Raw genomic sequence first — 22,353 nt, forward strand, 5'->3', positions numbered from 1 at the left:
GAGGACGACGTGCAGCTCATCGCGCGCGGCCTGGGCGTGGCGCGGGACGACATCGTGGCGCATGCCTGGTGCGACAACGGCCCCAACTGGCGCGGCGTGATGCTGCGCTCGGCCGATCAGGTACTCGGGCTCAGGCCCGACGGCGCGGTACTGGCCGGGCTGGACGTGGGCGTGGTGGGGCCGCGCGGCAAGGTCGGCGTGGTGGGTGCCAGCGATGCCGAGGGCATCGCGTTCGAGGTGCGCGCCTTCTTCCCGGGCAACAACGGTCTGGCGGAAGACCCCGTCACCGGCAGCCTGAACGCGGCGCTGGCGCAATGGCTCATCGGCGCGGGACTGGCGCCCAGCCGCTATGTGGCCAGCCAGGGCACGGCGCTGGGCCGCGCCGGGCGCGTGCATGTGCAGCAGGACGGCCCGCAGATCTGGGTGGGCGGCCACTCCGTCACCTGCGTGCGCGGCGAGGTGCGGCTGTGACGCGCGCCGCAGCACCGCTGCCCACGCTGGCCGACATCGAAGCCGCGGCACGCACCGTTTGCCAGGAGTTCCCGCCCACGCCGCAGTACCGCTGGGGTCTGTTGGGCGAGCGGCTCGGCACGGAGTGCTGGCTCAAGCACGAGAACCACAACCCGGTGGGCGCGTTCAAGATCCGCGGCGGCCTGACGTACTTCGACCAGCTGGCGCAGCACGGAAAGCTGCCGCACGAGGTCATCAGCGCCACGCGCGGCAACCACGGCCAGAGCATCGGCTGGGCCGCGCGACGCCATGGCGTGGCCTGCACCATCGTCGTGCCGCATGGCAATTCGGTGGAGAAGAACGCGGCCATGCGCGCACTGGGCGTGAACCTGGTGGAACACGGCGACGACTTCCAGGCCGCCCGCGAGCACGCCCTGCAACTGGCCGCCGAACGCGGCGCCCACATGGTGCCCAGCTACCACCCCGACCTGGTGCGCGGCGTGGCCACCTACTGGTGGGAGTTCCTGCGCGCCGTGCCGCACATGGACGTCGCCTATGTGCCCATCGGCCTGGGCTCCGGCGCCTGCGCTGCCGTGGCGGCCAAGCGGGCACTGGGACATGGAGTGCGCCTGGTGGGCGTGGTGAGCTGCCACGCCACCACCTATGCCGACTCGTTCGCCGCGGGCCATGTGGTGGCGTCGCCCGTCAGCACGCAGATCGCCGACGGCCTGGCGGTGCGCACGGCCGACCCGGACGCATTGGCCGTGCTGCTGCCTGAACTGGACCGGATGGTGCAGGTCAGCGATGACGAGGTTGCCGCAGCCATGCGCGCGCTGTTCACGGACACCCACAACGTCGCCGAGGGCGCGGGCGCGGCGGCACTGGCTGCCGCGCTGCAGGAGCGTGAAGCCCTGCGCGGCCAGTGCGTGGGCCTGCCGCTCACGGGCGGTAATGTGGATGCGGCGTTGTTCGCCCGGGTACTGATGGGGCAGTGACTGCGGGTTTCGACCTGCAAAACACGCTGCACGAGGCCAGCCTGAGAACGCCAGGGTTTTCCCGGCAGGTGATTTCAACCAACAAAACTTTCATCGCGGTGTTTGACGCAGCCCTGCCTGCGCCAACACCATTGCTTCCAAGCCGCACCCATCCGCGGCGCTGGAGACACCAATATGCGATGGAGACAACGCCCCGCAGGCTCCAACTGGGGTGACTTCGGGCCCGACGACCAGTTGGGCCGCACCAACCTGATCGGCCCCGAGCAGGTGCGCAAGGGCGTGCAGGAAGTGCGCGAGGGCATCAGCCTGTGCCTGTCGCTGCCGCTGGACTACCCCGGCGGCAACGCACTGAACGCGCGCCGCCTGCCGCCCCAACTGCGCCCCACGCGGCGCGAAGGCATTCCGTACGTCAACTTTCCGCTGGGCCATGTGTACCCCGGCGCCACCGACGTGGTCAGCGACGACCAGGTGCTGCTGTCGTTGCAGTACTCCACGCAATGGGACTCGCTGGCGCATGTGGGCGCGCTGTTCGACCCCGACGGCAATGGCCAGCCGCGCACGGTGTACTACAACGGCTACCGCGGGCACGAGCACATCCTGGGTCCGCAAGACCATGGCATTCCCGCGCGCGATGGCGACGGCGCGGCGGCGCGTTACCAGCCCGTGTGCTGCGCCGGCCGCGCGCCGGACGAGAGCGTGGCCCGCGCGCTGGGCGTGGAGCACCTGGCCGTGAAAGGCATGCAGGGGCGCGGCGTGCTGGTGGACCTGGAGCGCGCCTACGGCACCGACTTTCGGGACATCGGCTACGACGAACTCATGCGCGCCATGGAGCGCAGCGGCGCCAGCGTGGAGCCCGGCGACATGCTGCTGCTGCGCACCGGCTTTGCCGAACTGGTGCTGTCCATGCAGCGCCAGCCCGACGCGCACCGCCTGCACCACAGCTGCGCCGCGCTGGACGGCGGCGACGAGAAGCTGCTGCAGTGGATCACCGACAGCGGCATCGCCGCGCTGATCGCCGACAACTACGCCGTGGAGCGCCACCCGCCACGCCGCGTACCCAAGGACGGCGCGCCCTACCCTGTGCTGCCGCTGCACGAGCACTGCCTGTTCAAGCTGGGCCTGCCGCTGGGCGAGCTGTGGTACCTGAAGGAGCTGGCCGACCACCTGCACGCCCTTGGGCGCACCCGCTTCCTGCTCACCGCACCGCCGCTGCGCCTGCCGGGCGCCGTGGGCTCGCCGGTGACCCCGATTGCCACCCTCTGATTTCCCCTACACACATACCAACGAAGGAGACCACCATGAACCGCCACACTCCCCTGACCCGCGCCTGCCGCACGCTGTGCACGGGCTTTGCCCTGCTGGCTGCCACGGCCGCCGCTACCGCCCAGGACGCCAGGATTTCTGACGACGTGGTGCGCCTGGGCATCCTCACCGACCTGAACGGCCCGTTCGCCGACATTACCGGCCCCGGCAGCGCCGCCGCCATCCAGATGGCCATTGACGACTTCGGCGGCAAGGTAGCGGGCAAGAAGATCGAGCTGGTGGTGGCCGATCACCAGAACAAGGCCGACATCGCCTCCAGCAAGGCGCGCGAATGGTTCGACACCGGCAAGGTGGACGCCATCATGGACGTGGCCGTCTCCGCGCCCGCGCTGGCGGTGTTGGAGGTGGCCAAGCAAAAGCAGAAGGTCGTCATCTTCAACGGCCCCGGCCTGGACCGCCTGACGGGCGACCTGTGCATGCCCAGCACCGTGCACTACGTGTACGACACCTATGCCCTGGCCAACGTAACGGCCAGCGCCATCACCGCACGCGGCGGCAAGGAATGGTTCTTCGTCACCGCCGACTACGCCTTCGGCCACAGCCTGCAGGAGCAAGCCAGCGCCGTGGTCACGGCCCAGGGCGGCAAGGTGCTGGGCGCGGCCCGTCACCCCATCGGCGCGACAGACTTTGCCTCCTTTCTGCTCAGCGCGCAAAACAGCAAGGCCCAGGTCGTCGGCCTGGCCAACGCGGGGGGCGACACGGTGAACACCATCAAGGCCGCGCGCGAGTTCGGCCTGACCACGGGCAAGAACAAACAGACCCTGGCCGGCCTGCTGATGTACATCAACGACATCCACGCCATCGGCCTGCGCACCGCCGGCGGCCTGATGCTGACCGAGGGCTTCTACTGGGACATGAACGACGAGACGCGCGCCTGGTCCAAGCGCTACTTCGAAAAGATGAAGAAGATGCCCAACATGAGCCAGGCGGGCGCCTATTCATCGACCATGCATTACCTGAAAGCCGTGCAGGCCGCCAACACCGACGACACGGCCCAGGTCATGGCCAAGATGAAGGCCACGCCCATCAACGACTTCTTCGCCAAGAACGGCCGCATCCGCGAGGACGGCCGCATGGTGCACGACATGTACCTGTTCGAGGTCAAGTCGCAGGCCGAGTCCAAGTACCCGTGGGACTACTACAAGCTCGTGGCCACCGTGCCGGGTGACAAGGCGTTCCTGCCGCTGTCGCAGTCCAAGTGCCCCCTGGTGAAGAAATGACGCACACCGTACTCGTCGTGGGCGCCACCGGCGTCGTGGGCCAGGCCTGCCTGCGCCACTTCGCCGCCCTGCCCGGCTGGCGCGCCGTGGGCGTGGCGCGCCGCGCCATCGCCCTGCCTGCGGGCGCCACGTCGCTGCAACTGGATTTGCAAAATGCCGCAGCCTGCCAGGCTGCGCTGGGCAACCGGGACGACATCACCCACGTGGTCTATGCCGCCGTGTACGAGCAGCCCGGGGGCCTCGTGGGCGGCTGGCGCGACCAGGAGCAGATGCGCATCAACCTGCAAATGCTGCGCAACGTGGTCGAGCCGCTGGACCGCCCCGGCGGTGCGCTGCGCCACGTGACCATCATGCAGGGCGGCAAGGCCTACGGCGTGCACATCCACCCGCAGATCGCGGTGCCCGCACGCGAACGCTGGCCGCGCGACCCCCACGAGAACTTCTACTGGCTGCAAGAGGACTTCCTGCGCGAGCGCCAGGCCAAGGGTCGGTGGCACTTCACCATCATGCGCCCGCGCATCGTGTTCGGCGACGCGGCGGGCAGCCACATGAACCCCATCCCGGCCATCGGCGTCTATGCCTGGCTGCGCCATGAACAGGGCCTGCCGCTGGCCTATCCCGGCGGGCCTGCGCGCGTGAACCAGGCCATCGACGCCGACCTGATCGCCCAGGCCTGCGCCTGGGCGGCCGAATCGCCCAACGCACGCAACGAGACCTTCAACCTGGAAAACGGCGACGTGTTCGTCTGGCAGAACGTCTGGCCCACCATTGCCGACGCACTGGGCATGCCCGTGGGCGAGCCCGAGCCCCAGTCGCTGGCCGCCGCGCTGGCCGACCAGCAGCCCGCGTGGGAGCGCCTGGTGGACAAATACCAGCTGACGGCGCCGCGCGACTTGACCGCCTTCATCGGCCAGGGCGCGACGTACGCCGACTTCCAGATGAACCACGGCAGGGCCGCCCCGCTGCCGCCGGTGATCATGAGCTCGGTGAAGATCCGCCAGGCGGGCTTTCATGCGTGCATGGACACTGAGGACATGTTCCGCAAATGGTTCGGCCAGTTGCAGCAGCGCCGGCTGCTGCCTACGGCGGCGCAGGCTTTAGCTACATAAACAATAGCTTTCAGCGCTTATCCAGCAACCGCAAAAGCCACTTTTCACTTACAGCTGTGCCACCGTCTCCGGCGGCAGCGCATGCAGCTCGGCCAGCAACTGGGCCAGCCCGCGCGCGGCGGCCTGCACCATGGCCTGTCCCTGGGCAGCCGTGGCGGCCGCGGCGTTGCCGACGGCGCCCGCGGGGTTGTAGTCCTCGATGGCCCAGCCCATCTTGGCGCTCTTGCCGTTGCCCAGCAGGCCGTAGCGCGCAGCGCGGTCCTGCGAGGTGGAGTGGAAATGCCGCGCATGCTCCATGCGCACGGTGGCGGGTGCCAGGTGCAGCATCATGGACGTCTCGATCTCGCCGCCGTGGATGCCAAAGCGGTGCTCCTGCGCGGCAAAGCGCGCATTGGTGGCGTCGTCCACCAGGTTGAACCAGCTGCTGCCGTACACCAGCAGCCCGTGGCGCTGGCGCAGCTCGCGCGCCACGATGTCCATGGCCGCCACGTTGCCCCCGTGGCCGTTGAGCAGCAGCAGCTTGCGGATGCCCGCGCGCGCCACGCAGGCGCCCAGCTCGGTCCACAACGCGATCAGCGTGGCGGGCGACAGCGTGAGCGTGCCGGGGTAGGACAGATGCTCGGTGGACAGGCCCACGTTCTGCGGCGGCAGCAGCAGCACGGGCAGATCGGCGGGCAGCAGCGGCAGCGCAGCGTCGATCACGCCGGCCAGCAGCGCGGCATCCACCGACAGCGGCAGATGCGGCCCGTGCTGCTCGACAGCGGCCACGGGCAGCACCGCCACGGTCTGCGCGGCCAGGCCCGTGGTGTGCGCCTGGGCAAAGTCGCGGGCGGACAGCTCGGCCCAAAAGCGGGAGGGATATGGCATGCGGGTCATCTTAGTGGACGATCTACCATTGCGGCCCCCACGGCGCAGCCGATTCAGCGCCCTCAACCTGCAGCGCCCGGAACCAAAGCACGCACCACTGCTCCCACCTTGCGACATGCGACACACTTTTTTGCCGTCCTGGCTCATCACTCTTTTTTTGATAGCTGCCAGCGCTTTACCCACGGGCGCCAACGCACAAATCAACCTGAAAACTTCGGGGTCTGCGGCCAGCAGCGTCGTCACCACGCCGCATGTGCGCGCCGAGCTGGTGGCGCAGGCGCCTGACGGCGTGGGGCCGGGCAAGCCGCTGTGGCTGGGCCTGCAAATCACGCACCAGCCCGAGTGGCACACCTACTGGAAGAACCCGGGCGACTCCGGCCTGCCCACGCAGCTGGAGTGGCAGCTGCCGGCAGGCATCACCGCGGACGAGGTCGCCTGGCCCGTGCCCCAAAAGATTCCGCTGGGCAACCTGGCCAATTACGGCTACGAGGGCCAGGTGCTGCTGCCCGTGCCCATGACCGTCTCCCCGGCCTTCAACCCCGGCCCGCTGGCCAAGGAAGCGACCTTCCAGCTCAAGGCGTCGTGGCTGGTGTGCCGTAAGGAATGCATCCCCGAGGAAGGCAGCTTCACGCTGCGCCTGCCCCTGCAGGGCACGACGGCGCTGCACGCCGCCGCGTTCGATGCCGCCGCCGCGGCCCACCCGCGCGACCTGCCCGCGCAAGAGGGCAGCAGCGCACAGGTTCAGGGCAATGCCGTGCTGCTGCGCGTGGCCGGCCTGCCCGAGGCGCTGCAGGGCCAGACGCTGGAGGTGTTCCCCGAGACCACGGGCGTGGTGGAGACCGCCGCCACGCCCACGCAGCAATGGGACGGCGCGGTGTGGACGGCGCGCCTGCCGCTGTCGCCCCAGCGCAGCGACGGGCCCGTGCCCATGCCGGTGGTGCTGGCCCACGGCGGCCAGGGCTGGCGTGCCGAGCTGCCCGTGCCGGGCGGCTGGCCCGCCGTGGCGGCGCTGACGGGCGTGTCCCCCGCGCTGGAGGCCGCGCTCAAGGCCAACGCCGCCAATGCCAACGCCGCAGTGCCACCCCTGGCTGCAACAACGCCCGCGCCGCTGGGCGCCTGGCTGGCCGCGCTGGCCGGCGCCTTGCTGGGCGGGCTGATCCTGAACCTGATGCCCTGCGTGTTCCCGGTGCTGGCGATCAAGGTGATGGGCTTTGCCCGCCATGCGCAAAACCAGCGCGCCCACCGCATCGGCGGGCTGGCCTACACCGCGGGGGTGGTGCTGTCGTTTTTGCTGCTGGGCGCGCTGATGCTGGGCCTGCGCACCGCGGGCGAGGCCGTGGGCTGGGGCTTTCAGCTGCAGTCGCCAGCGGTGGTGGCATCGCTGGCGGCGCTGTTCACGCTGATCGGGCTGAACCTGGCGGGCGTGTTCGAGTTTGGGCGCATGCTGCCCTCGTCGCTGGCGGGCCTGCAGGCACGCCACCCGGTGCTGGACGCGTTTTTGACCGGCGTGCTGGCCGTGGCCGTGGCATCGCCGTGCACGGCGCCGTTCATGGGCGCGTCGCTGGGCCTCACGGCCACGCTGCCCGCGGGGCAGGCGCTGTCGATCTTTGCGGCGCTGGGCCTGGGCCTGGCCCTGCCCTATCTGCTGGCCAGCTGGCTGCCCGCATTTGCCCGCCTGCTGCCGCGGCCGGGCGCCTGGATGGACACGCTGCGGCGGTTCTTTGCCTTTCCCATGTTTGCCACCGTGGTGTGGCTGGTGTGGGTGCTGGGCCAGCAAAGCGGCATCAACGGCGCGGCGGCGCTGCTGGCGCTGCTGGTGGCGCTCAGCATGGCCGTGTGGGCGCTGACGCTGCGCGGGGCCGCGCGGGCTGTTCTTGCTCCGCTTTCAATAGCTGCTTGCGCTTATTTTGTATGGGTTTGGGGGCCTTTTGTCATCAAAATGGAAAGCCTGCCCAGCGCCGCCGCTGCCGCACCGGGCGATGCGACCAGCGCCACATCCTGGCAGCCCTGGCGCCCCGGCCTGGCCGACGAACTGCTGGCCCAGGGCCGCCCGGTGTTCGTGGACTACACGGCCGCCTGGTGCGTGACCTGTCAGTACAACAAGAACACCACGCTGGCCCGCGCCGCGGTGCTGCAGGACTTTGCCGCGAAGAACGTGGCCCTGCTGCGCGCCGACTGGACGCGGCGCGACCCCGCCATCACCGCCGCGCTGGCGCAACTGGGCCGCAGCGGCGTGCCGGTCTATGTGCTGCACGCGCCGGGCAAGGCGCCGGTGGTGTTCTCCGAAATCCTGGGCGAATCGGAACTGCGCGCCGCCGTGGCCGCGCTTTGAAGTGGCACGCCCTGTGGCGCTGCGGGGCGGCCCTTGGCTTGCTGCCCTGACTTGGGTAGCGCCAGCTCATGCGTCGCGGGTCGCGCAGCGCGTGGTGAGAGTCTGATACCCCTCAACGTCGCGAGGCGCGGGCCGGTGGCATGTCAATCTCGCGCACCAGGCGCAGGCCCACCAGGGTGTAGCGCGTCTCGGGGGTGTTCCAGTTGCGAAACCCGCAGCGCGCATACAGCGGCCAGGTGTGCCACGAGCCACCGCGGCGCACGCGCGCCTGGCCCGTGGGCGGCCCCTGCGGGTCATCGCCGGGTGACTTTGCATAGGCGTCCTCGGCGTACCAGTCGGACACCCATTCCCATACGTTGCCCAGCATGTCGTGCACGCCGAAGGCATTGGGCGCATAGCTGCCCACGGGCGCGGTGAAGGCATGGCCATCGCGCCCCGGCGCGGCCTGGGACTGCCAGCGCGGCCAGTAGGGCGCGGCATCCTCGTCGAACACATTGGCGTGGCGCGCGAGCGCGGCCGGGTCATCGCCATGCGGGTAGCGCGTGCGCGTGCCGGCGCGGCAGGCGTATTCCCATTCGGCCTCGGTGGGCAGGCGGTAGCGGTGGCCCTCGGTGGCGCTGAGCCAGGCGGCCAGCGCATGCGCGTCGTGCCAGGTGATGTTGACCACCGGGTGGTCGTCGCCCTGGGCGAAGCCGGGGTTGCGCCAGGAATAGCGCTGGTCGCGCCCCTCAAACGCATCGCCGCGCGCGCTGGCGGCCGGGTCGTAGGCCGGGTTGTAGCCATAGCCGCCCGTGCCATCGGCCTCGGACTCGGGCACATAACCCGCAACTTGCACAAAGCGGCGAAACTGCCCCACCGTCACCTCCTTCTGGCCCAGATAAAAGGCACGGGTGATGCGCACGGTGTGCGCGGGCGCCTCGTCCGCCAGCTGCTGAAACCGCCAGTGCTCCAGTCCCGGGTAGGCACGGGCCAGCGCGTCGGCCGGCTCATCGCTACCCATATGAAAGCTGCCTGGTGCGATGCGCACGAAGGGCATTCCCAGCACATTCACCCAGTGGGCCGGTGCGACCTGCTGCGCCTGTGCAGCGCCAGCGGCCAGGACGAGCGCGGTGCAGGCAGCTTGCAAGGCGAGGTAAGTGACGCGGGTCATCGGGAACTCCGTGGGGCATACAAAAAAACCAGTGTAGGGCCGGGGCATTGCAGCAGCGCCCTGGGGCAGCGCTTTCTATTTCTATACTGCGCCCCGGGTGTCCACACCGCATGGGGCGGCAGGGCAGGTTTTCAGCGCAGGTCGGGCCGCCTGCGCGCCACGGGCCGCAGCATGCGGCCCCGCCTGCCCATGACCGACCGCCTCACCACCCCGCGGCGCGCTGCGCCGCGCCAGCCCGCCCTGCTTGCCCTGGCCGACCGCTGCTCGGCCCTGCTCTCGCGCTTGTCGCACGCCGATGCCGCGGGCGGCATCGTGCTGCTGATCGCGGCCGCCGCCGCGCTGGCCTGGGCCAATTCACCCTGGGCCGCCAGCTACCACGCGCTGTGGCATTTGCCGCTGTCGGTCGCGCTGGGTGGCTGGCAACTGGAGCAATCGCTGCACTTTTGGGTGAACGACGCGCTGATGACGGTGTTCTTCCTGGTGGTGGGTCTGGAGATCCGCCGCGAGCTGCACGACGGCGCCCTGGCCCGCCCGCGCGATGCGCTGCTGCCCGTGATGGCCGCGCTGGGCGGCGTGGCCGTGCCGGCGTTGCTGTACCTGGCGCTGGTGCCGCCCGCGCTGCGCAGCGGCTGGGCCGTGCCCACGGCCACCGACATCGCCTTCGCCGTGGGCGTGCTGGCCCTGCTGGGGCGCGGCCTGCCGCCGGTGCTGCGGGTGTTTTTGCTCACGCTGGCCATCATCGACGACCTGGTGGCCGTGCTGATCATTGCGCTGTTTTATTCGGGCGGGCTGCAGTGGCCCATGCTGGGCATTGCCGCGCTGGGCCTGGCGGGCGTGGTGCTGCTGCAGCAGTTGGGCGTGCGCCGCGCCTGGGCCTTTGTGCCGACGGGCGCGCTGCTGTGGTGGGGCATCTGGCAGACGGGCGCCCATCCCACCCTGGCCGGGGTGGTGCTGGGCCTGGTGACGCCGGTGCACATGCTGGCCGGGCGCGAACACGCCGCCCCCGTGCAGCGCGTACAGGCCAGCCTGCACCCGTGGGTGACGTTTGGCGTGATGCCGCTGTTTGCGCTGGCCAACGCGGGCGTCAGCCTGGGCGGCGCGCAGCAGGCGGCGCCGGGCGCCAGCGTGCTGATGGGCGCTGTGGCCCTGGCGCTGGTGGCAGGCAAGCCGCTGGGCGTGCTGCTGGCCTGCTGGCTGGCGGTGCGCCTGCGCCTGTGCGCCCTGCCTGCGGACATGGGTTGGGGCGGCGTGCTGCTGACCGGGCTGCTGGCGGGCATCGGCTTCACCATGGCGATCTTCATCGCCACCCTGGCGTTCGACAGCGCCGCGCTGCTGGACGCCGCCAAGCGCGGCGTGCTGCTGGCCTCGGGCCTGGCGGCGCTGCTGGGGTTGGCGTGGGGGGCGTGGCTGAAGCGGCATGCTGCCACCGCATGAAGGGTGCCGTGGGTACCGCCGGCCCACGGCTGTGCATACACTGCCGCCATGCTCCGCACACCCGACACCATCAGCACCTTGCGTGACGTGCTCACGCAGTGCCGCACCATCGCCGTGGTGGGCCTGTCGCCGCAGTGGCACCGGCCCAGCCACTTGGCCACCAAGTACATGCAGGCCCATGGCTACCGCATCGTGCCCGTGAACCCGCTGGTCGCGCAAGGTGGCGGGCAGATACTGGGCGAGACCGCCTACGCCAGCGTGCTGGATGCCGCTGCCGCCCTGGCCGCGCAGGGTGCGCGCATCGACATGGTGGACTGCTTTCGCAAGAGCGAGGACATACCGCCGCTGGCCGACGAGGCCATCGCCATTGGCGCCCGGTGCCTGTGGCTGCAGCTGGGCGTGTTCCACGAGGCCGCCAGCGCCAAGGCCGAGGCCGCGGGCCTGCAGGTGATCCACAACCGCTGCGTGAAGATCGAGCACGCACGCCTGTTCGGCGGGCTGGATGGGCGTGAACACCCAGGTGATCTCGCCCAGGCGACTGTGCAAGCTCCCGTATTGATAGCTGCCAGCGATTGATGGATAAGCGCTGGGGGCCTATTTGACTCATAAAACCATGACCGCATCCACCCCACCCGGCTCTGGAGCCGACCGTGCCTTCGGCTTCGGCACGCGCGCCATCCACGCGGGCGCCCAGCCAGGCGTGTCAGACGACGCCGAGCACGCCGGCAGCTGGTTCAACCTGCAGACCTTCGGCAACGTGCGCAGCCGCATCAGCCACCCCACGGTCGCCGTGCCGGAAGGGCGCATCGCCAGCCTGGAGGGTGGCAACCACATTGGCACGCAAGGAGAAGCCCGATGAGTCTGGTGCAGCCACTGCCCTGTGGTCCCCTGGACATCGTGGGTGATGTGCACGGTGAATACGGCGCGCTGCGCGCCCTGCTGGGGCACCTGCAATACGACGCGCAGGGCGTGCACCCCGAGGGGCGCACCCTGGTCTTCATGGGCGACCTGTGCGACCGCGGCCCCGACAGCCCCGCCGTGCTGGCCCTGGTGCAGCGACTGGTCGAATCGGGCAGGGCCTGCGCGTTGCTGGGCAACCACGAAATCAACCTGCTGCGCGACGATGCCAAGGACGGCGCCGGCTGGTTCTTTGACCACCGCAGCGACCGCGACGCACCCAAGTACGCCCCGTTTGCGCACGCCACCCCCGCAGATCGCCCGCGCATTCAGGACTTTGTGGCACGCCTGCCCGTGGCGCTGGAGCGCGGCGATCTGCGCCTGGTGCATGCCGCCTGGCTCAATGCGCACATCGGCGCCGCCCGGCAGTTGCCCCAGGGTGCGCTGCGCGCGGCCTATGACGACTGGGAGGGCCGCGCCAGCGCGCTGGCGCGCCAGACCGACCTGGGCGAGCGCATGCGCGCCGAACTGGCCGCCTGGGGCGGCGACCTGGAGCGGCACGACACGCCGCCGCCCTTTTTGCATGCCCACGCCGAGCACGAAGCCAACAAGCAGATGCTCAACCCCGTGAAGGTGCTGACATCAGGCGTGGAGCGCACGGGCGACCAGCCCTTCTTTGCCGGCGGCAAATGGCGTTTTTCGCAGCGCGTGGCCTGGTGGGACACTTACGCCGACGCCACGCCCGTGGTCGTTGGCCACTACTGGCGCCGGCGCCACCCCATCGACCGCAGCGCCGTGGGCAAAGAGGATGTGGACCTGTTCGAGTCCATTGCCCCGCTGGCCTGGCACGGCCTGCGCCGCAATGTGTTCTGTGTGGATTATTCCGTCGGCGGCAGCTGGCGCGCGCGCAAGGACGGCCTGGCACCGCAGCCGCACTTCAAGCTGGCCGCACTGCGCTGGCCCGAGCGGGTGCTGCAGTTTGACGACGGCACCAGCGAGGCGACCCTTGGCTTCGGGGGGCACGCCCGCTGATCGCAAACCGCGCCAGCTTCGGCGCCTGAATTACCGCTCTGCATGCGACTGCTGCGACGACCGGGCCGCGCCGCTGGAGCTGCGCAGCGACAGCACGACGGAGCCGGCAATCAGCGTGGCCGTGACAGCCAGCGCCCAGCCGATCGGGATCTTGTAGAAGTCGATCAGCAGCATCTTGGCGCCGATGAACACCAGCACCAGCGCCAGACCGTAGGCCAGCAGGTGGAAGCGGTTGGCCAGGTCGGCCAGCAGGAAGTACAGCGCGCGCAGGCCCAGAATGGCGAAGATGTTGGCCGTCAGCACGATGAACGGGTCGCTGGTGATGGCGAAGATGGCGGGGATGCTGTCCACGGCAAAGATGATGTCGGTGGTGCCGATCAGCACCAGCACCACGAACAGCGGGGTGTAGTGCTTGACGCCGTCGATCATGGTGCTGAGCTTTTCGCCGTCAAACCGGTCGGTGATGCGCATGCGCTTTCTCAACAAGCCCAGCACCGGGTTGGTGGAGATGTCGGGCTCCTGGCCGGCGGCAAACCACATCTTGATGCCGGTAAACACCAAAAACGCGCCAAAGACATACAGCAGCCAGTGGAAGGTGGCCAGCAGCCAGGCGCCCACCAGAATCAAGAGCGTGCGCAGCACGATGGCGCCGATGATGCCGATGATCAGCGCGCGCTTTTGGTATTGCGGCGGCACGGCAAAGTAGCTGAACAGCATCAGAAAGACAAAGATGTTGTCCACCGACAGGCTTTTCTCCACCAGATAGCCGGTGATGAACTGCATTGACACCGTGTTGGCGACTTCGCGGCCCTGACTGCCGTCCAGGTACCACCACAGGATGGCGACGAACACGAAGGCCAGGCCGAACCACAGCAGGCTCCAGCGCACGGCCTCGCCCATGGTGACCTTGTGCGCGCCCTGGCGCTCCATGACCAAAAGATCGACGGCGATCGCCGCCACCACAAAGACGGCGAAGCCCGCCCACATCCACCAGGTTCCTATGGTTTCCATGATTCCTTCTCCCGACAGGGTTTGTGCCACTGGGCCGGCGGCCCGAGGTGGTGCAATGTAGAGGCAGCATGAATGAATAAAAACCTGCCTTATCAGTACGATGACTTCGGTTTTTACGAAGTAACCCGCTATCCAGCCCAGCACAGCCCATGAGCCAGAGCTTCAATTACCGCCATCTGTATTACTTCTGGGTGGTTGCCAAAGAGGGCGGCATGGCGCGCGCCGCCGAGCGACTGGACATGGCCGTGCAGACCATCAGCGCGCAGGTGCGCGAACTGGAAAAGGCCCTGGGCGTGAGCCTGCTGCGCACCGAAGGCCGCAGCCTGATGCTGACCGAGGCCGGCGTGGCCGCGCTGCACGAGGCCGACCACATCTTCGCCCTGGGCGAGCAACTGCCCCAGCGCGTGCGCGAGGCGGCCAGCGGCCCCACGCTGCGCCTGAACCTGGGCATCTCCGACGGCATTGCCAAGCTGGCCGTGCACCGGCTGCTGACGCCCGTGCTGGACGAGCCCCACCTGCGCCTGCTGTGCCATGAGGGCGAATTTCAGCCCCTGCTGGGCGAGCTGGCGCTGCACAAGCTGCACGCCGTGCTGGCCGACCGCCCCGCCCCGCCCAACCCGGCGCTGCGCAGCACCAGCCAGCTGCTGGGGACCAGCGCCATCGCCTGGTACGCCCCGCCGCTGTGGGCGCAGGCCGCGCGCCACCAGTTTCCGCGCAGCCTGGCGGTGGTGCCGGTGCTGCTGCCCACCGAGCACGCCGCCATGCGCGCGCGCATCGACCACTGGCTGGAGCGCGAGCGCATCCGCCCGCACATTGCCGGCGAGTTTGAAGACAGCGCCCTGCTCAGCACCTTTGCCGCCACCGGCATGGGCGTGATGCCCGCGCCCGAAACGCTGGGCACGCACCTGACGCACACGCTGGGCCTGGTGCATGTGGGCACCACCCCCGAGGTGCAAGAGCAGTTCCACCTGATCTACAGCGCCCGCAAGGTGATGCATCCGCTGCTGACGCGCCTGCTGCAGGCGGGTGCCAGCGGTGCGCTATTGAATCAGGAGCTATAGGCGCTTTTCATACAAGGGCTTGATGCCAAGACAACCGGATTCGCGCCTGCGCGGGAATGGGGCAGACATGGGTCACGCGAATGTCACAGCAGCCCCCCAGGCTCGCCGCTTTTGCACAGACCACAGGCTTTCCGATGACCGCCACCTCTGCCCTCGCCAAACTGGTGCTTGCCACAAGCGCCGCCCTCAGCCTTGCCGCCAGCGGCGGTGACGGTGTGCCCGCATGGCCGCCCGAGCGCGCGGTGATCGCGCACCGCGGCGCTTCGGCGCTGCGCCCCGAGCACACGCTGGCCGCCTACCAGAAGGCCATCGACGACGGCGCTGACCTGATCGAGCCCGACCTGGTCATCACCAAGGACGGCGTGCTGGTGGCCCGCCACGAAAACGCCATCGCCATCCTGAACGCCGACGGTACCGTGCGCGAAGCCACCACCAACGTGATGGAGCGCCCCGAATTTGCCGACCGCAAGACCACCAAGGTGATCGACGGCAAGTCCATCACCGGCTGGTTCACCGAAGACTTCACGCTGGCCGAACTGAAGACCCTGCGCGCGCGCGAGCGCATACCGGCCGCTCGCCCGGCCAATACCGCCTACAACGACCAGTTCGAGGTGCCCACGCTGCAAGAGGTGATCGACCTGGTCAAGGCACAGTCCGCCGCCCGGGGCCGCACCATCGGCATCGAGCCCGAGACCAAGCACCCCACCTATTTCCAGTCCATCGGGCTGCCGCTGGAGCTGCCACTGCTGGCCACGCTGGAAAAAAACGGCTGGAACCACAAAGCCGCGCCAGTGATCGTGCAGTCCTTTGAGGTGGGCAACCTGAAGGCAATCCACCAGCGCAGTAACGTGCGCCTGGCGCAGCTGGTCGGCAATGGCCGGCCCTACGACTTCGTGGCGCAGGGCGCGTCCAACACCCGCGGCTACGCAGACCTGGTCACCCCCGCCGGTCTGAAGGAAATCGCCACCTACGCCTATGCCGTGGCGCCGCACAAGGAGCTGATCATCCCGCTGGTGCGCGACGCCCGCCGGGTGGCCACGGGCCTGGGCCAGCCCACCAGCCTGGTGCGCGATGCCCACGCCGTCGGCCTGAAGGTGCAGGACTGGACCTTCCGCCCAGAGAACCGCTTTTTGCCCGCCTCGCTCAAAGGCCAGCCGGACAGCGACGCCACCGCGCGCGGCGACAGCGTGGCGGAAATCCAGGCCTACCTGCAGACCGGCGTGGACGGTGTGTTCACCGACGACGCCGCCGTGGGCCGCCGGGCGGTGGATGGCTTGCAGCCCTGAGCGGCGCTGTCGCGCTCCCCGCCCTGGGCGCAGGGCCGGGAGCGGGGCAGGGAGCGCGGGGCCGCCCTGCGACAATCGCCCGCATGAATTCCTCCGTCTTCGCCCCTCTCCAGAACGACACCTTCCTGCGCGCCTGCCGCCGCCAGGCCACCGACTACACCCCCCTGTGGCTGATGCGCCAGGCGGGCCGCTACCTGCCTGAATACAAGGCTACGCGCGCCCAGGCTGGCAGCTTCATGGGGCTGGCCACCAACGTGGATTACGCCACCGAGGTCACGCTGCAGCCGCTTGAGCGCTTTCCGCTGGATGCGGCCATTTTGTTCAGCGACATCCTCACCGTGCCCGACGCCATGGGCCTGGGCCTGACGTTTGCCGAGGGCGAAGGCCCACGCTTTGCCAAAACCGTGCGCAACGAATCCGACGTGGCCGCGCTGGCCGTGCCCGACATGGACAAACTGCGCTATGTATTTGACGCGGTCACCAGCATCCGCAAGGCGCTGAATGGCCGCGTGCCGCTGATCGGCTTTTCGGGCAGCCCCTGGACGCTGGCCTGCTACATGGTCGAGGGCAAGGGCAGCGACGACTACCGCCTGGTCAAGACGCTGATGTACAGCCGCCCCGACCTGATGCACCGCATTCTGGCCATCAACGCCGACAGCGTGGCGCAGTACCTCAACGCCCAGATCGACGCGGGCGCCCAGGCCGTGATGATTTTCGATAGCTGGGGCGGCGTGCTGGCCGACGGGTGCTTTCAGCAGTTCAGCCTGGAATACACCCGCCGCGTGCTGGCGCAGCTCAAGCGCACCGGCGTGGACGGCCAGGACGTGCCGCGCATCGTCTTCACCAAGGGCGGCGGCATCTGGCTGGAAGATATGAAGGACATCGACTGCGAGGTGCTGGGCCTGGACTGGACGGCCAGCCTGGCCAAGGCGCGCGCCATCGTGGGCGGGCGCGTGGGCGGCCCGGGCAAGGCGCTGCAGGGCAACATCGACCCCAACGTGCTGTTTGCCCCGCCCGAGGCCGTGGCAGCGCAGGTGCGCGCGGTGCTCGACAGCTTTGGCGCCCCCCACACCGACCGCACATGCAGCGGCCCCACACATATCTTCAACCTGGGCCACGGCATCAGCCAGTTCACCCCGCCCGAGCATGTGGCCGCGCTGGTGGAGACGGTACATGGTTACTCGCGCAGCCTGCGGCTGCGGTAAACCCTGGCAAGCCGCAACTTGACTTATGCACACTTTTGACCATGGCGCTCTGCGGCGTTCATGCGACTGTCGCCTGCCATGCAGGGCGGGCGGCAATCATCAAAACGGCGTAAGTTGTTGATTTATTTAGACCGGGTGGTGATGCCGTTTTTGTGGGCAGACTAAGCAAAGCACGGTGCGACAAGGCTTTACGCAGGAGCCTCAGGGGATATCAACAAAGTTATCCACAGAAAACCTGAACTTCTCCTGAATCACCAGACAAATCAAGCACTTGCCGCATGTTTTGCATCAGAAGTCACGCATCCGGCATTGCCCTACCACATTTTTTACGTGTTTCAGGCTATTGACAGCGCAGTTGTACACATGTTTGACGCTTCAATGACAGCACCCATCAGGCACGAACTGCGCCTACACCATCTAGCGCACGGCAGCAAAGATCATTGATTCATAAGGAATTATTTCCGATTGATTTAGCCAATACGCTAGCACCACAGCACGCAGCCACGCGCTTTTCGGGGCGGGCGACAGCATCTGTCAACAAAGTTATCCACAGAAGCGGCCATTGCCTGGGGACAAGGCTGTGAAATGATCGCTGCTGCCTCCCCCCACTCGCCCGCCCGCTCCCCCCTTTGAGCCGTCTGCCCAGCCTCTCACCCATGTCCCCCACAGCCCCCGCAGCAGACCCCCACCCGTCTGACAGCTACCTGCTGCCGGTGGCGGTGAGCACGCCTGCGCACAGCGCGGTGGGCGACCTGCTGACCTACGCCAGCGCGCGCGCCCTGCCGCCGGGCACGCTGGTGCGCGTGCCGCTGGGCCGGCGCGAGGTGCTGGGCGTGGTCTGGGACGCCCCGCCCCAGCCCGCGCCCCTGCCTCCCGGCATGGCGGCGCGCCCCATTGCCAGCGTGCTGGACGGCATTGCGCCGCTGGACGCCGCCTGGCGCCGGCTGGTGGCCTTCACCGCGCGCTACTACCAGCGCGCGCTGGGCGAGGTGGCGCTGGCCGCACTGCCCCCGCAGCTGCGCGACCTGGCGCCCGAGCAGCTGGCACGCCGCCTGCGCCGCCCCACGCCGCCCGCGCACAGCCCCGATGGCACTTCACCATCCATAGCGCTTACCGCAGAGCAGACAAGCGCTGCAGCCCGTATTGGGGTTGAACGCGGCCCTTTTCTGCTGTTTGGCAGCACCGGCAGCGGCAAAACCGAGGTCTATCTGCACTGCGTGCAGCGCGCCCTGGCCGCCCACCCCGCCGCGCAGGCGCTGGTGATGGTGCCCGAGATCAACCTCACCCCGCAGCTGGAGGCGCGCTTTCGCCAGCGGTTTGCGCCCCAGTACGGCGACGCCGCCGTCGTCAGCATGCACAGCGGCATGACCCACCCCCAGCGCCTGAAAAGCTGGCTGGCCGCGCACACGGGCGCCGCGCGCATCGTGCTGGGCACGCGCATGGCGGTGTTTGCCAGCCTGCCGGGGCTGGCGCTGATCGTGGTGGATGAGGAGCATGACGCCAGCTACAAGCAGCAAGAGGGCGCCCGCTACTCTGCCCGTGACCTGGCGGTATGGCGCGGGCGCGAACAGGGCGCCAAGGTGATCCTGGGCAGCGCCACCCCGTCGCTGGAAAGCTGGCACGCCAGCATCCCCACGGCCGAAGGCGGCCCCGGGCGCTACCTGCGCCTGCACATGCCCAGCCGCATCGGCGCGGATGCGGGTGGAGGTACGACAGCGGACGACGGTGCGGGTTCGGGTGAGCGCACGGTAGCGCCGGTATTACTCCCTCTCCCCCTGGGAGAGGGCGGGGGTGAGGGCCTCCGGCCAGACCCAAGGCCTGCCGCCCATCAGGCTGACAAAGCCGGCCTGCCGCGCCTGCGCCTGGTGGACATGGGCCAGCAGCCACGCGGTGCTGTGTTCTCACCGCCGCTGCTGGCCGCCATCACCGAACGGGTGGAGCGCGGCGAGCAATGCCTGGTGCTGCTCAACCGCCGCGGCTATGCGCCCGTGCTGCACTGCCACGACTGCGGCTGGAAAAGCGACTGCCCGCACTGCAGCGCCCACCAGGTGTTCCACAAGATCGACCGCACGCTGCGCTGCCACCACTGCGGCGCGGCCCAGCGCGTGCCGCGCGCCTGCCCCGGCTGCGGCAACCCCGACATCCTGCCCCTGGGCCGCGGCACCGAGCAGCTGGAGGAACAACTGGCCGCCCTGCTGCGCAACGTGATCACGCCCGATCGCCGCGCCGCCCGCGTGGCGCGCATCGACGCCGACACCACCCGCGCCAAGGGCGCACTTGAGGAACAACTGGCCCAGGTGCACAGCGGCGAGGTGGACGTGCTGGTGGGCACGCAAATGGTGGCCAAGGGGCATGACTTCCGGCGCATCACCCTGGTGGCAGCGGTGCAGCCCGACGGGGCCTTGTTCAGCAGCGACTTTCGTGCGCCCGAGCGCCTGTTTGCCCTGCTGATGCAGGCCGCCGGCCGCGCCGGGCGCGACGCGCGCTACGTGGCCGCGCAGGGCAGCGCGCCCGAGATGTGGGTGCAAACCTGGCACCCCGACCACGCGGTCTATGCCGCGCTGCGCCGCCACGACTACCCCGCCTTTGCCGCGCGCCAGCTGGCCGAGCGCAAAGAAGCCGGCATGCCCCCGTTCACCCACCAGGCCCTGGTGCGCGCCGACGCCCGCGCGCAGGAAGCGGCCCAGGCCTTTTTGCAGGCGGCCTGCGACGCCGCGCGCGGCGCAAACCTGCCGGGGCTGGATCAAGTGTTCCTGTTTCCGCCCGTGCCGCTCACCATCCAGCGCGTGGCCAACGTGGAACGCGCCCAGATGCTGCTGGAAAGCGCGAGCCGCGCCGCGCTGCAGCGCTTTCTGGCGGCGTGGCAGCCGCTGCTGCACGCAGAGCGCCCACGCCATCGCGGCCTGGTGCGCTGGCTGGTGGACGTGGACCCGCAGGTGATCTGAGGTGGCTTGCGATGGTATGAGGTGATTTAGGGCTCCAACGCTTGCACATCAAGCGCTGACAGCTATCAAAAGCGAAGCAATCCGCAGCAACGGGGAAAATTGGAATCTGCCCCCATTGTTTTTGCTCAGCGCACTTTCGAGCGCCGCGCGGCAACGCCCAGGCCCGCCAGCGCCAGCCCCATCAAGCCCATCGTGCCAGGCTCGGGCACCTGGTTCTGGTTGGCCGACACATTCATCACATAGGCGCCGTTGCTACCCAGCGCGCTGCCGCTGACGGCAAAGTTGTTGCCAAAGCTGCAACTGAAGCGGCACACCCCGATGAAGTAGTCACCCGCAGCCACATTGAAGTTGAGGATGGCCGCATCGAGGATGAAACTGCCGTCGTAGCTGTAGTCGTCGTTTGCCGCCAGCAGCAGTCCTGCAGCGTTCCACAGGCCCACTTCCATGTCGGTCTGGTTGATGCTGTCGAAGTCGATCGTGACAGACCCGCCGGACGTGCCAAAAGTGTAGAAGTCATAGGCAGTCTGCAGCCCCGACCGCGTGACCTCGACGTGCGGCTGCGTGGTCGAGTTGGTCACCGTGGCAACAAAGTTGGTCGAAAAAAGGCTTGCGTCAAGGACTTGCGCAGTGGCAGCACTGCCCGCGCCGACAGACGCCACAGGCAAGGCATGGGCTGCAAACCCGGCCATACCGAGCGCAGCGGCAAGCGCAAATCTGGAAAACTGGGTCATGGGACTTCCTGGTGCTTGTTGAGATGAATGAGTGCCCGTGGATCGGTTCAGCACGGCGGCTGTGGGCACAGGCGCAATCAAGCACATTGCATGCCATACGGTCGCAGACTGGTTCGATTCGTTACAGATCAAACACTTGCAGGTATTGCAACAAGCCCCCACCCCGCCCAAAGAGGCACAGGTGTAAAGCGGATCGACACTGCGGCGACAGGAAACGGGAATCCGCCCCCATTGATACGACCCCATTCATGTGCTGGATTTTTCCCATAAGCCCTTGTCAACCGGGCGCCACCAGCTATCAAAAACAAAGCGCTCAGGTCATCAGCGCCACTGCGGCAGAGAAGCTCAAGAACGCCAGCGCCGTACTCACCAGAATGACGCGCGCCACGCGCCCGCCGTGGGCGCCGAAACGCTCGACCAGCAGCGCCACGTTGCTGGCGCTGGGCAGTGCGGCCAGCAGCACCAGCACGGTCAGGGTGAAAGGCGTGATCTGAAACCCCAGTGCGACGGCGGCACGCCCCACGCACCACACCAGCAGCGGGTGCGCGATGAGCTTGGCCAGCGCAATGGGCACGTACTGGCCGGGCGGCACGTATTCATGCTGGTTCATTTGCGACCGCGCCAGCACCGCGCCGATGGTGAACAGCGCCACGGGCGACGCCGCGCCCGCCAGCATGGCCAGGGTTTTGTCCACGGGTTCGGGCAGTTGCCACTGCAGGGCCGACGCCACGCCGCCCAACACGATGGACCAGGGCATGGGGTTGGCGGCCATGCCGCGCAGCGCGTTGCGCAGCGCCACGCCCACACCGTGGGCACCCCCGCCATCCGCGCCGTTGTCGCCCCCGCCGCCCAGGCGCGACAAGGCGATGCACAGCGATGTGGTGATGACCATGTCCACCGCCAGGGTCAGGATGACGGTGCCGGCGCTGTGCTCGCCCAGCAGCGCCACCAGCAGCGGCACGCCCATGAAGCCGGAGTTGGGAAAGGCGGCCACCAGCGCGCCAAAGGCCGCGTCGTTCCAGCCCCGGCGCCGCAGCGTCAGGGCCACCGTGCCCCCCACCATGATCAGCGCGCACAGCAGATAGACGCCCGCCGCAGCCGGGTCCAGCAGCTGGGCGATGGGCGTTTGCGCGCCAAAGCGGTACAGCATGGCGGGCAGCGCAAAGTACAGCACAAAGCTGTTCAGCCCGCCGATGGCGGCCACCGGCAGCGCCCCGGCGCGCGTGGCCAGGTAGCCGCACAGCACCAGGGCGAAGAAAGGAAAGGTGATCAGCAAGACGGACAGCACGGGCGCGATTGTGGCGC

17 protein-coding genes and 2 pseudogenes are annotated in these 22,353 nt (G+C 68.6%); 14 read left to right on the forward strand and 5 right to left on the reverse strand.

Annotation, left to right across the window (positions count from 1 at the left end; all coding sequences use genetic code 11):
* The 5 genes from AB7E35_RS11665 to AB7E35_RS11685 form a co-directional block, all read left to right on the forward strand.
* The coding region (locus AB7E35_RS11665) for a PhzF family phenazine biosynthesis protein (RefSeq protein ID WP_428167603.1) at positions 1–471 on the forward strand (471 nt) is incomplete at its 5' end.
* Positions 468–1,445, forward strand: a complete 978-nt coding sequence (locus tag AB7E35_RS11670) for a threonine dehydratase (RefSeq protein WP_428164047.1) — start codon at positions 468–470, stop codon at positions 1,443–1,445. The genes AB7E35_RS11665 and AB7E35_RS11670, both read left to right, overlap by 4 nt.
* A gap of 174 nt (positions 1,446–1,619) precedes the next feature.
* Positions 1,620–2,708: a cyclase family protein gene (locus AB7E35_RS11675; RefSeq protein WP_428164046.1), complete on the forward strand. Its 1,089-nt coding sequence runs from the start codon at positions 1,620–1,622 to the stop codon at positions 2,706–2,708.
* Positions 2,709–2,743: 35 nt separating this feature from the next.
* Complete coding sequence (locus tag AB7E35_RS11680) at positions 2,744–3,988, forward strand: ABC transporter substrate-binding protein (protein WP_428164045.1); 1,245 nt, start codon at positions 2,744–2,746, stop codon at positions 3,986–3,988.
* Positions 3,985–5,097: an SDR family oxidoreductase gene (locus AB7E35_RS11685; RefSeq protein ID WP_428167604.1), complete on the forward strand. Its 1,113-nt coding sequence runs from the start codon at positions 3,985–3,987 to the stop codon at positions 5,095–5,097. The genes AB7E35_RS11680 and AB7E35_RS11685 overlap by 4 nt, the downstream gene beginning before the upstream one ends.
* A 48-nt stretch (positions 5,098–5,145) precedes the next feature.
* Here the strand turns inward: AB7E35_RS11685 and AB7E35_RS11690 are convergent, their stop codons facing one another.
* Entirely contained in the window at positions 5,146–5,973 is an 828-nt protein-coding gene (locus AB7E35_RS11690) for a creatininase family protein (RefSeq protein WP_428164043.1), read from the reverse strand.
* Positions 5,974–6,079: 106 nt separating this feature from the next.
* Between AB7E35_RS11690 and AB7E35_RS11695 the strand changes: the two genes are divergently transcribed.
* The gene (locus AB7E35_RS11695; RefSeq protein WP_428167605.1) at positions 6,080–8,296 is read left to right on the forward strand and encodes a protein-disulfide reductase DsbD family protein; all 2,217 of its coding nucleotides are present in this window, start codon (positions 6,080–6,082) and stop codon (positions 8,294–8,296) included.
* A 112-nt stretch (positions 8,297–8,408) separates the two neighbouring features.
* Here AB7E35_RS11695 and AB7E35_RS11700 read toward each other — a convergent pair whose 3' ends face one another.
* Positions 8,409–9,446 carry a formylglycine-generating enzyme family protein gene (locus tag AB7E35_RS11700; protein WP_428167606.1) on the reverse strand — a complete coding sequence of 346 codons (1,038 nt, stop codon included), beginning with the start codon at positions 9,444–9,446 and terminating at the stop codon, positions 8,409–8,411.
* Positions 9,447–9,635: 189 nt separating this feature from the next.
* Here AB7E35_RS11700 and nhaA point away from each other — a divergent pair, with 189 nt between their 5' ends.
* The 4 genes and pseudogenes from nhaA (at position 9,636) to AB7E35_RS11720 (ending at position 12,809) form a co-directional block, all read left to right on the forward strand.
* The gene (gene nhaA, locus AB7E35_RS11705) at positions 9,636–10,880 is read left to right on the forward strand and encodes a Na+/H+ antiporter NhaA (RefSeq protein WP_428164040.1); all 1,245 of its coding nucleotides are present in this window, start codon (positions 9,636–9,638) and stop codon (positions 10,878–10,880) included.
* 48 nt (positions 10,881–10,928) lie between these two features.
* Positions 10,929–11,439: pseudogene (locus tag AB7E35_RS11710) on the forward strand (CoA-binding protein).
* A 54-nt stretch (positions 11,440–11,493) separates the two neighbouring features.
* Positions 11,494–11,706, forward strand: a pseudogene (locus tag AB7E35_RS11715) (bifunctional O-acetylhomoserine aminocarboxypropyltransferase/cysteine synthase); the annotation flags it as partial.
* Between the two features lie 29 nt (positions 11,707–11,735).
* On the forward strand, positions 11,736–12,809 hold the full coding sequence (locus tag AB7E35_RS11720; protein ID WP_428167607.1) for a metallophosphoesterase: 1,074 nt from the start codon (positions 11,736–11,738) through the stop codon (positions 12,807–12,809).
* Between the two features lie 30 nt (positions 12,810–12,839).
* Here the strand turns inward: AB7E35_RS11720 and AB7E35_RS11725 are convergent, their stop codons facing one another.
* Entirely contained in the window at positions 12,840–13,820 is a 981-nt protein-coding gene (locus tag AB7E35_RS11725; RefSeq protein WP_220638087.1) for a TerC family protein, read from the reverse strand.
* Between the two features lie 149 nt (positions 13,821–13,969).
* On the opposite strand from AB7E35_RS11725, the gene AB7E35_RS11730 reads away from it, so the two are divergent.
* The 4 genes from AB7E35_RS11730 (at position 13,970) to priA (ending at position 20,317) form a co-directional block, all read left to right on the forward strand.
* Positions 13,970–14,881, forward strand: coding sequence for a LysR family transcriptional regulator (locus AB7E35_RS11730; protein WP_428164039.1), 912 nt, complete (start codon positions 13,970–13,972; stop codon positions 14,879–14,881).
* A gap of 134 nt (positions 14,882–15,015) precedes the next feature.
* The gene (locus AB7E35_RS11735; RefSeq protein WP_428164038.1) at positions 15,016–16,167 is read left to right on the forward strand and encodes a glycerophosphodiester phosphodiesterase; all 1,152 of its coding nucleotides are present in this window, start codon (positions 15,016–15,018) and stop codon (positions 16,165–16,167) included.
* Between the two features lie 83 nt (positions 16,168–16,250).
* Positions 16,251–17,372: a uroporphyrinogen decarboxylase gene (gene hemE, locus AB7E35_RS11740; RefSeq protein WP_428164037.1), complete on the forward strand. Its 1,122-nt coding sequence runs from the start codon at positions 16,251–16,253 to the stop codon at positions 17,370–17,372.
* A gap of 656 nt (positions 17,373–18,028) precedes the next feature.
* A complete protein-coding gene (gene priA / locus AB7E35_RS11745; RefSeq protein WP_428164036.1) occupies positions 18,029–20,317 on the forward strand; it encodes a replication restart helicase PriA in 2,289 nt (762 codons plus the stop codon).
* A 125-nt stretch (positions 20,318–20,442) separates the two neighbouring features.
* Here the strand turns inward: priA and AB7E35_RS11750 are convergent, their stop codons facing one another.
* Positions 20,443–21,048 (reverse strand): DVUA0089 family protein, encoded by a 606-nt coding sequence (locus AB7E35_RS11750; RefSeq protein WP_428164035.1) that lies wholly within the window; start codon positions 21,046–21,048, stop codon positions 20,443–20,445.
* A 313-nt stretch (positions 21,049–21,361) separates the two neighbouring features.
* Positions 21,362–22,336 carry an AEC family transporter gene (locus AB7E35_RS11755; RefSeq protein WP_428164034.1) on the reverse strand — a complete coding sequence of 325 codons (975 nt, stop codon included), beginning with the start codon at positions 22,334–22,336 and terminating at the stop codon, positions 21,362–21,364.
* Between the last annotated feature and the right edge of the window lie 17 nt (positions 22,337–22,353).

This window comes from Diaphorobacter sp. (genome assembly GCF_050251835.1).
Lineage (GTDB): Bacteria > Pseudomonadota > Gammaproteobacteria > Burkholderiales > Burkholderiaceae_C > JBFXIE01.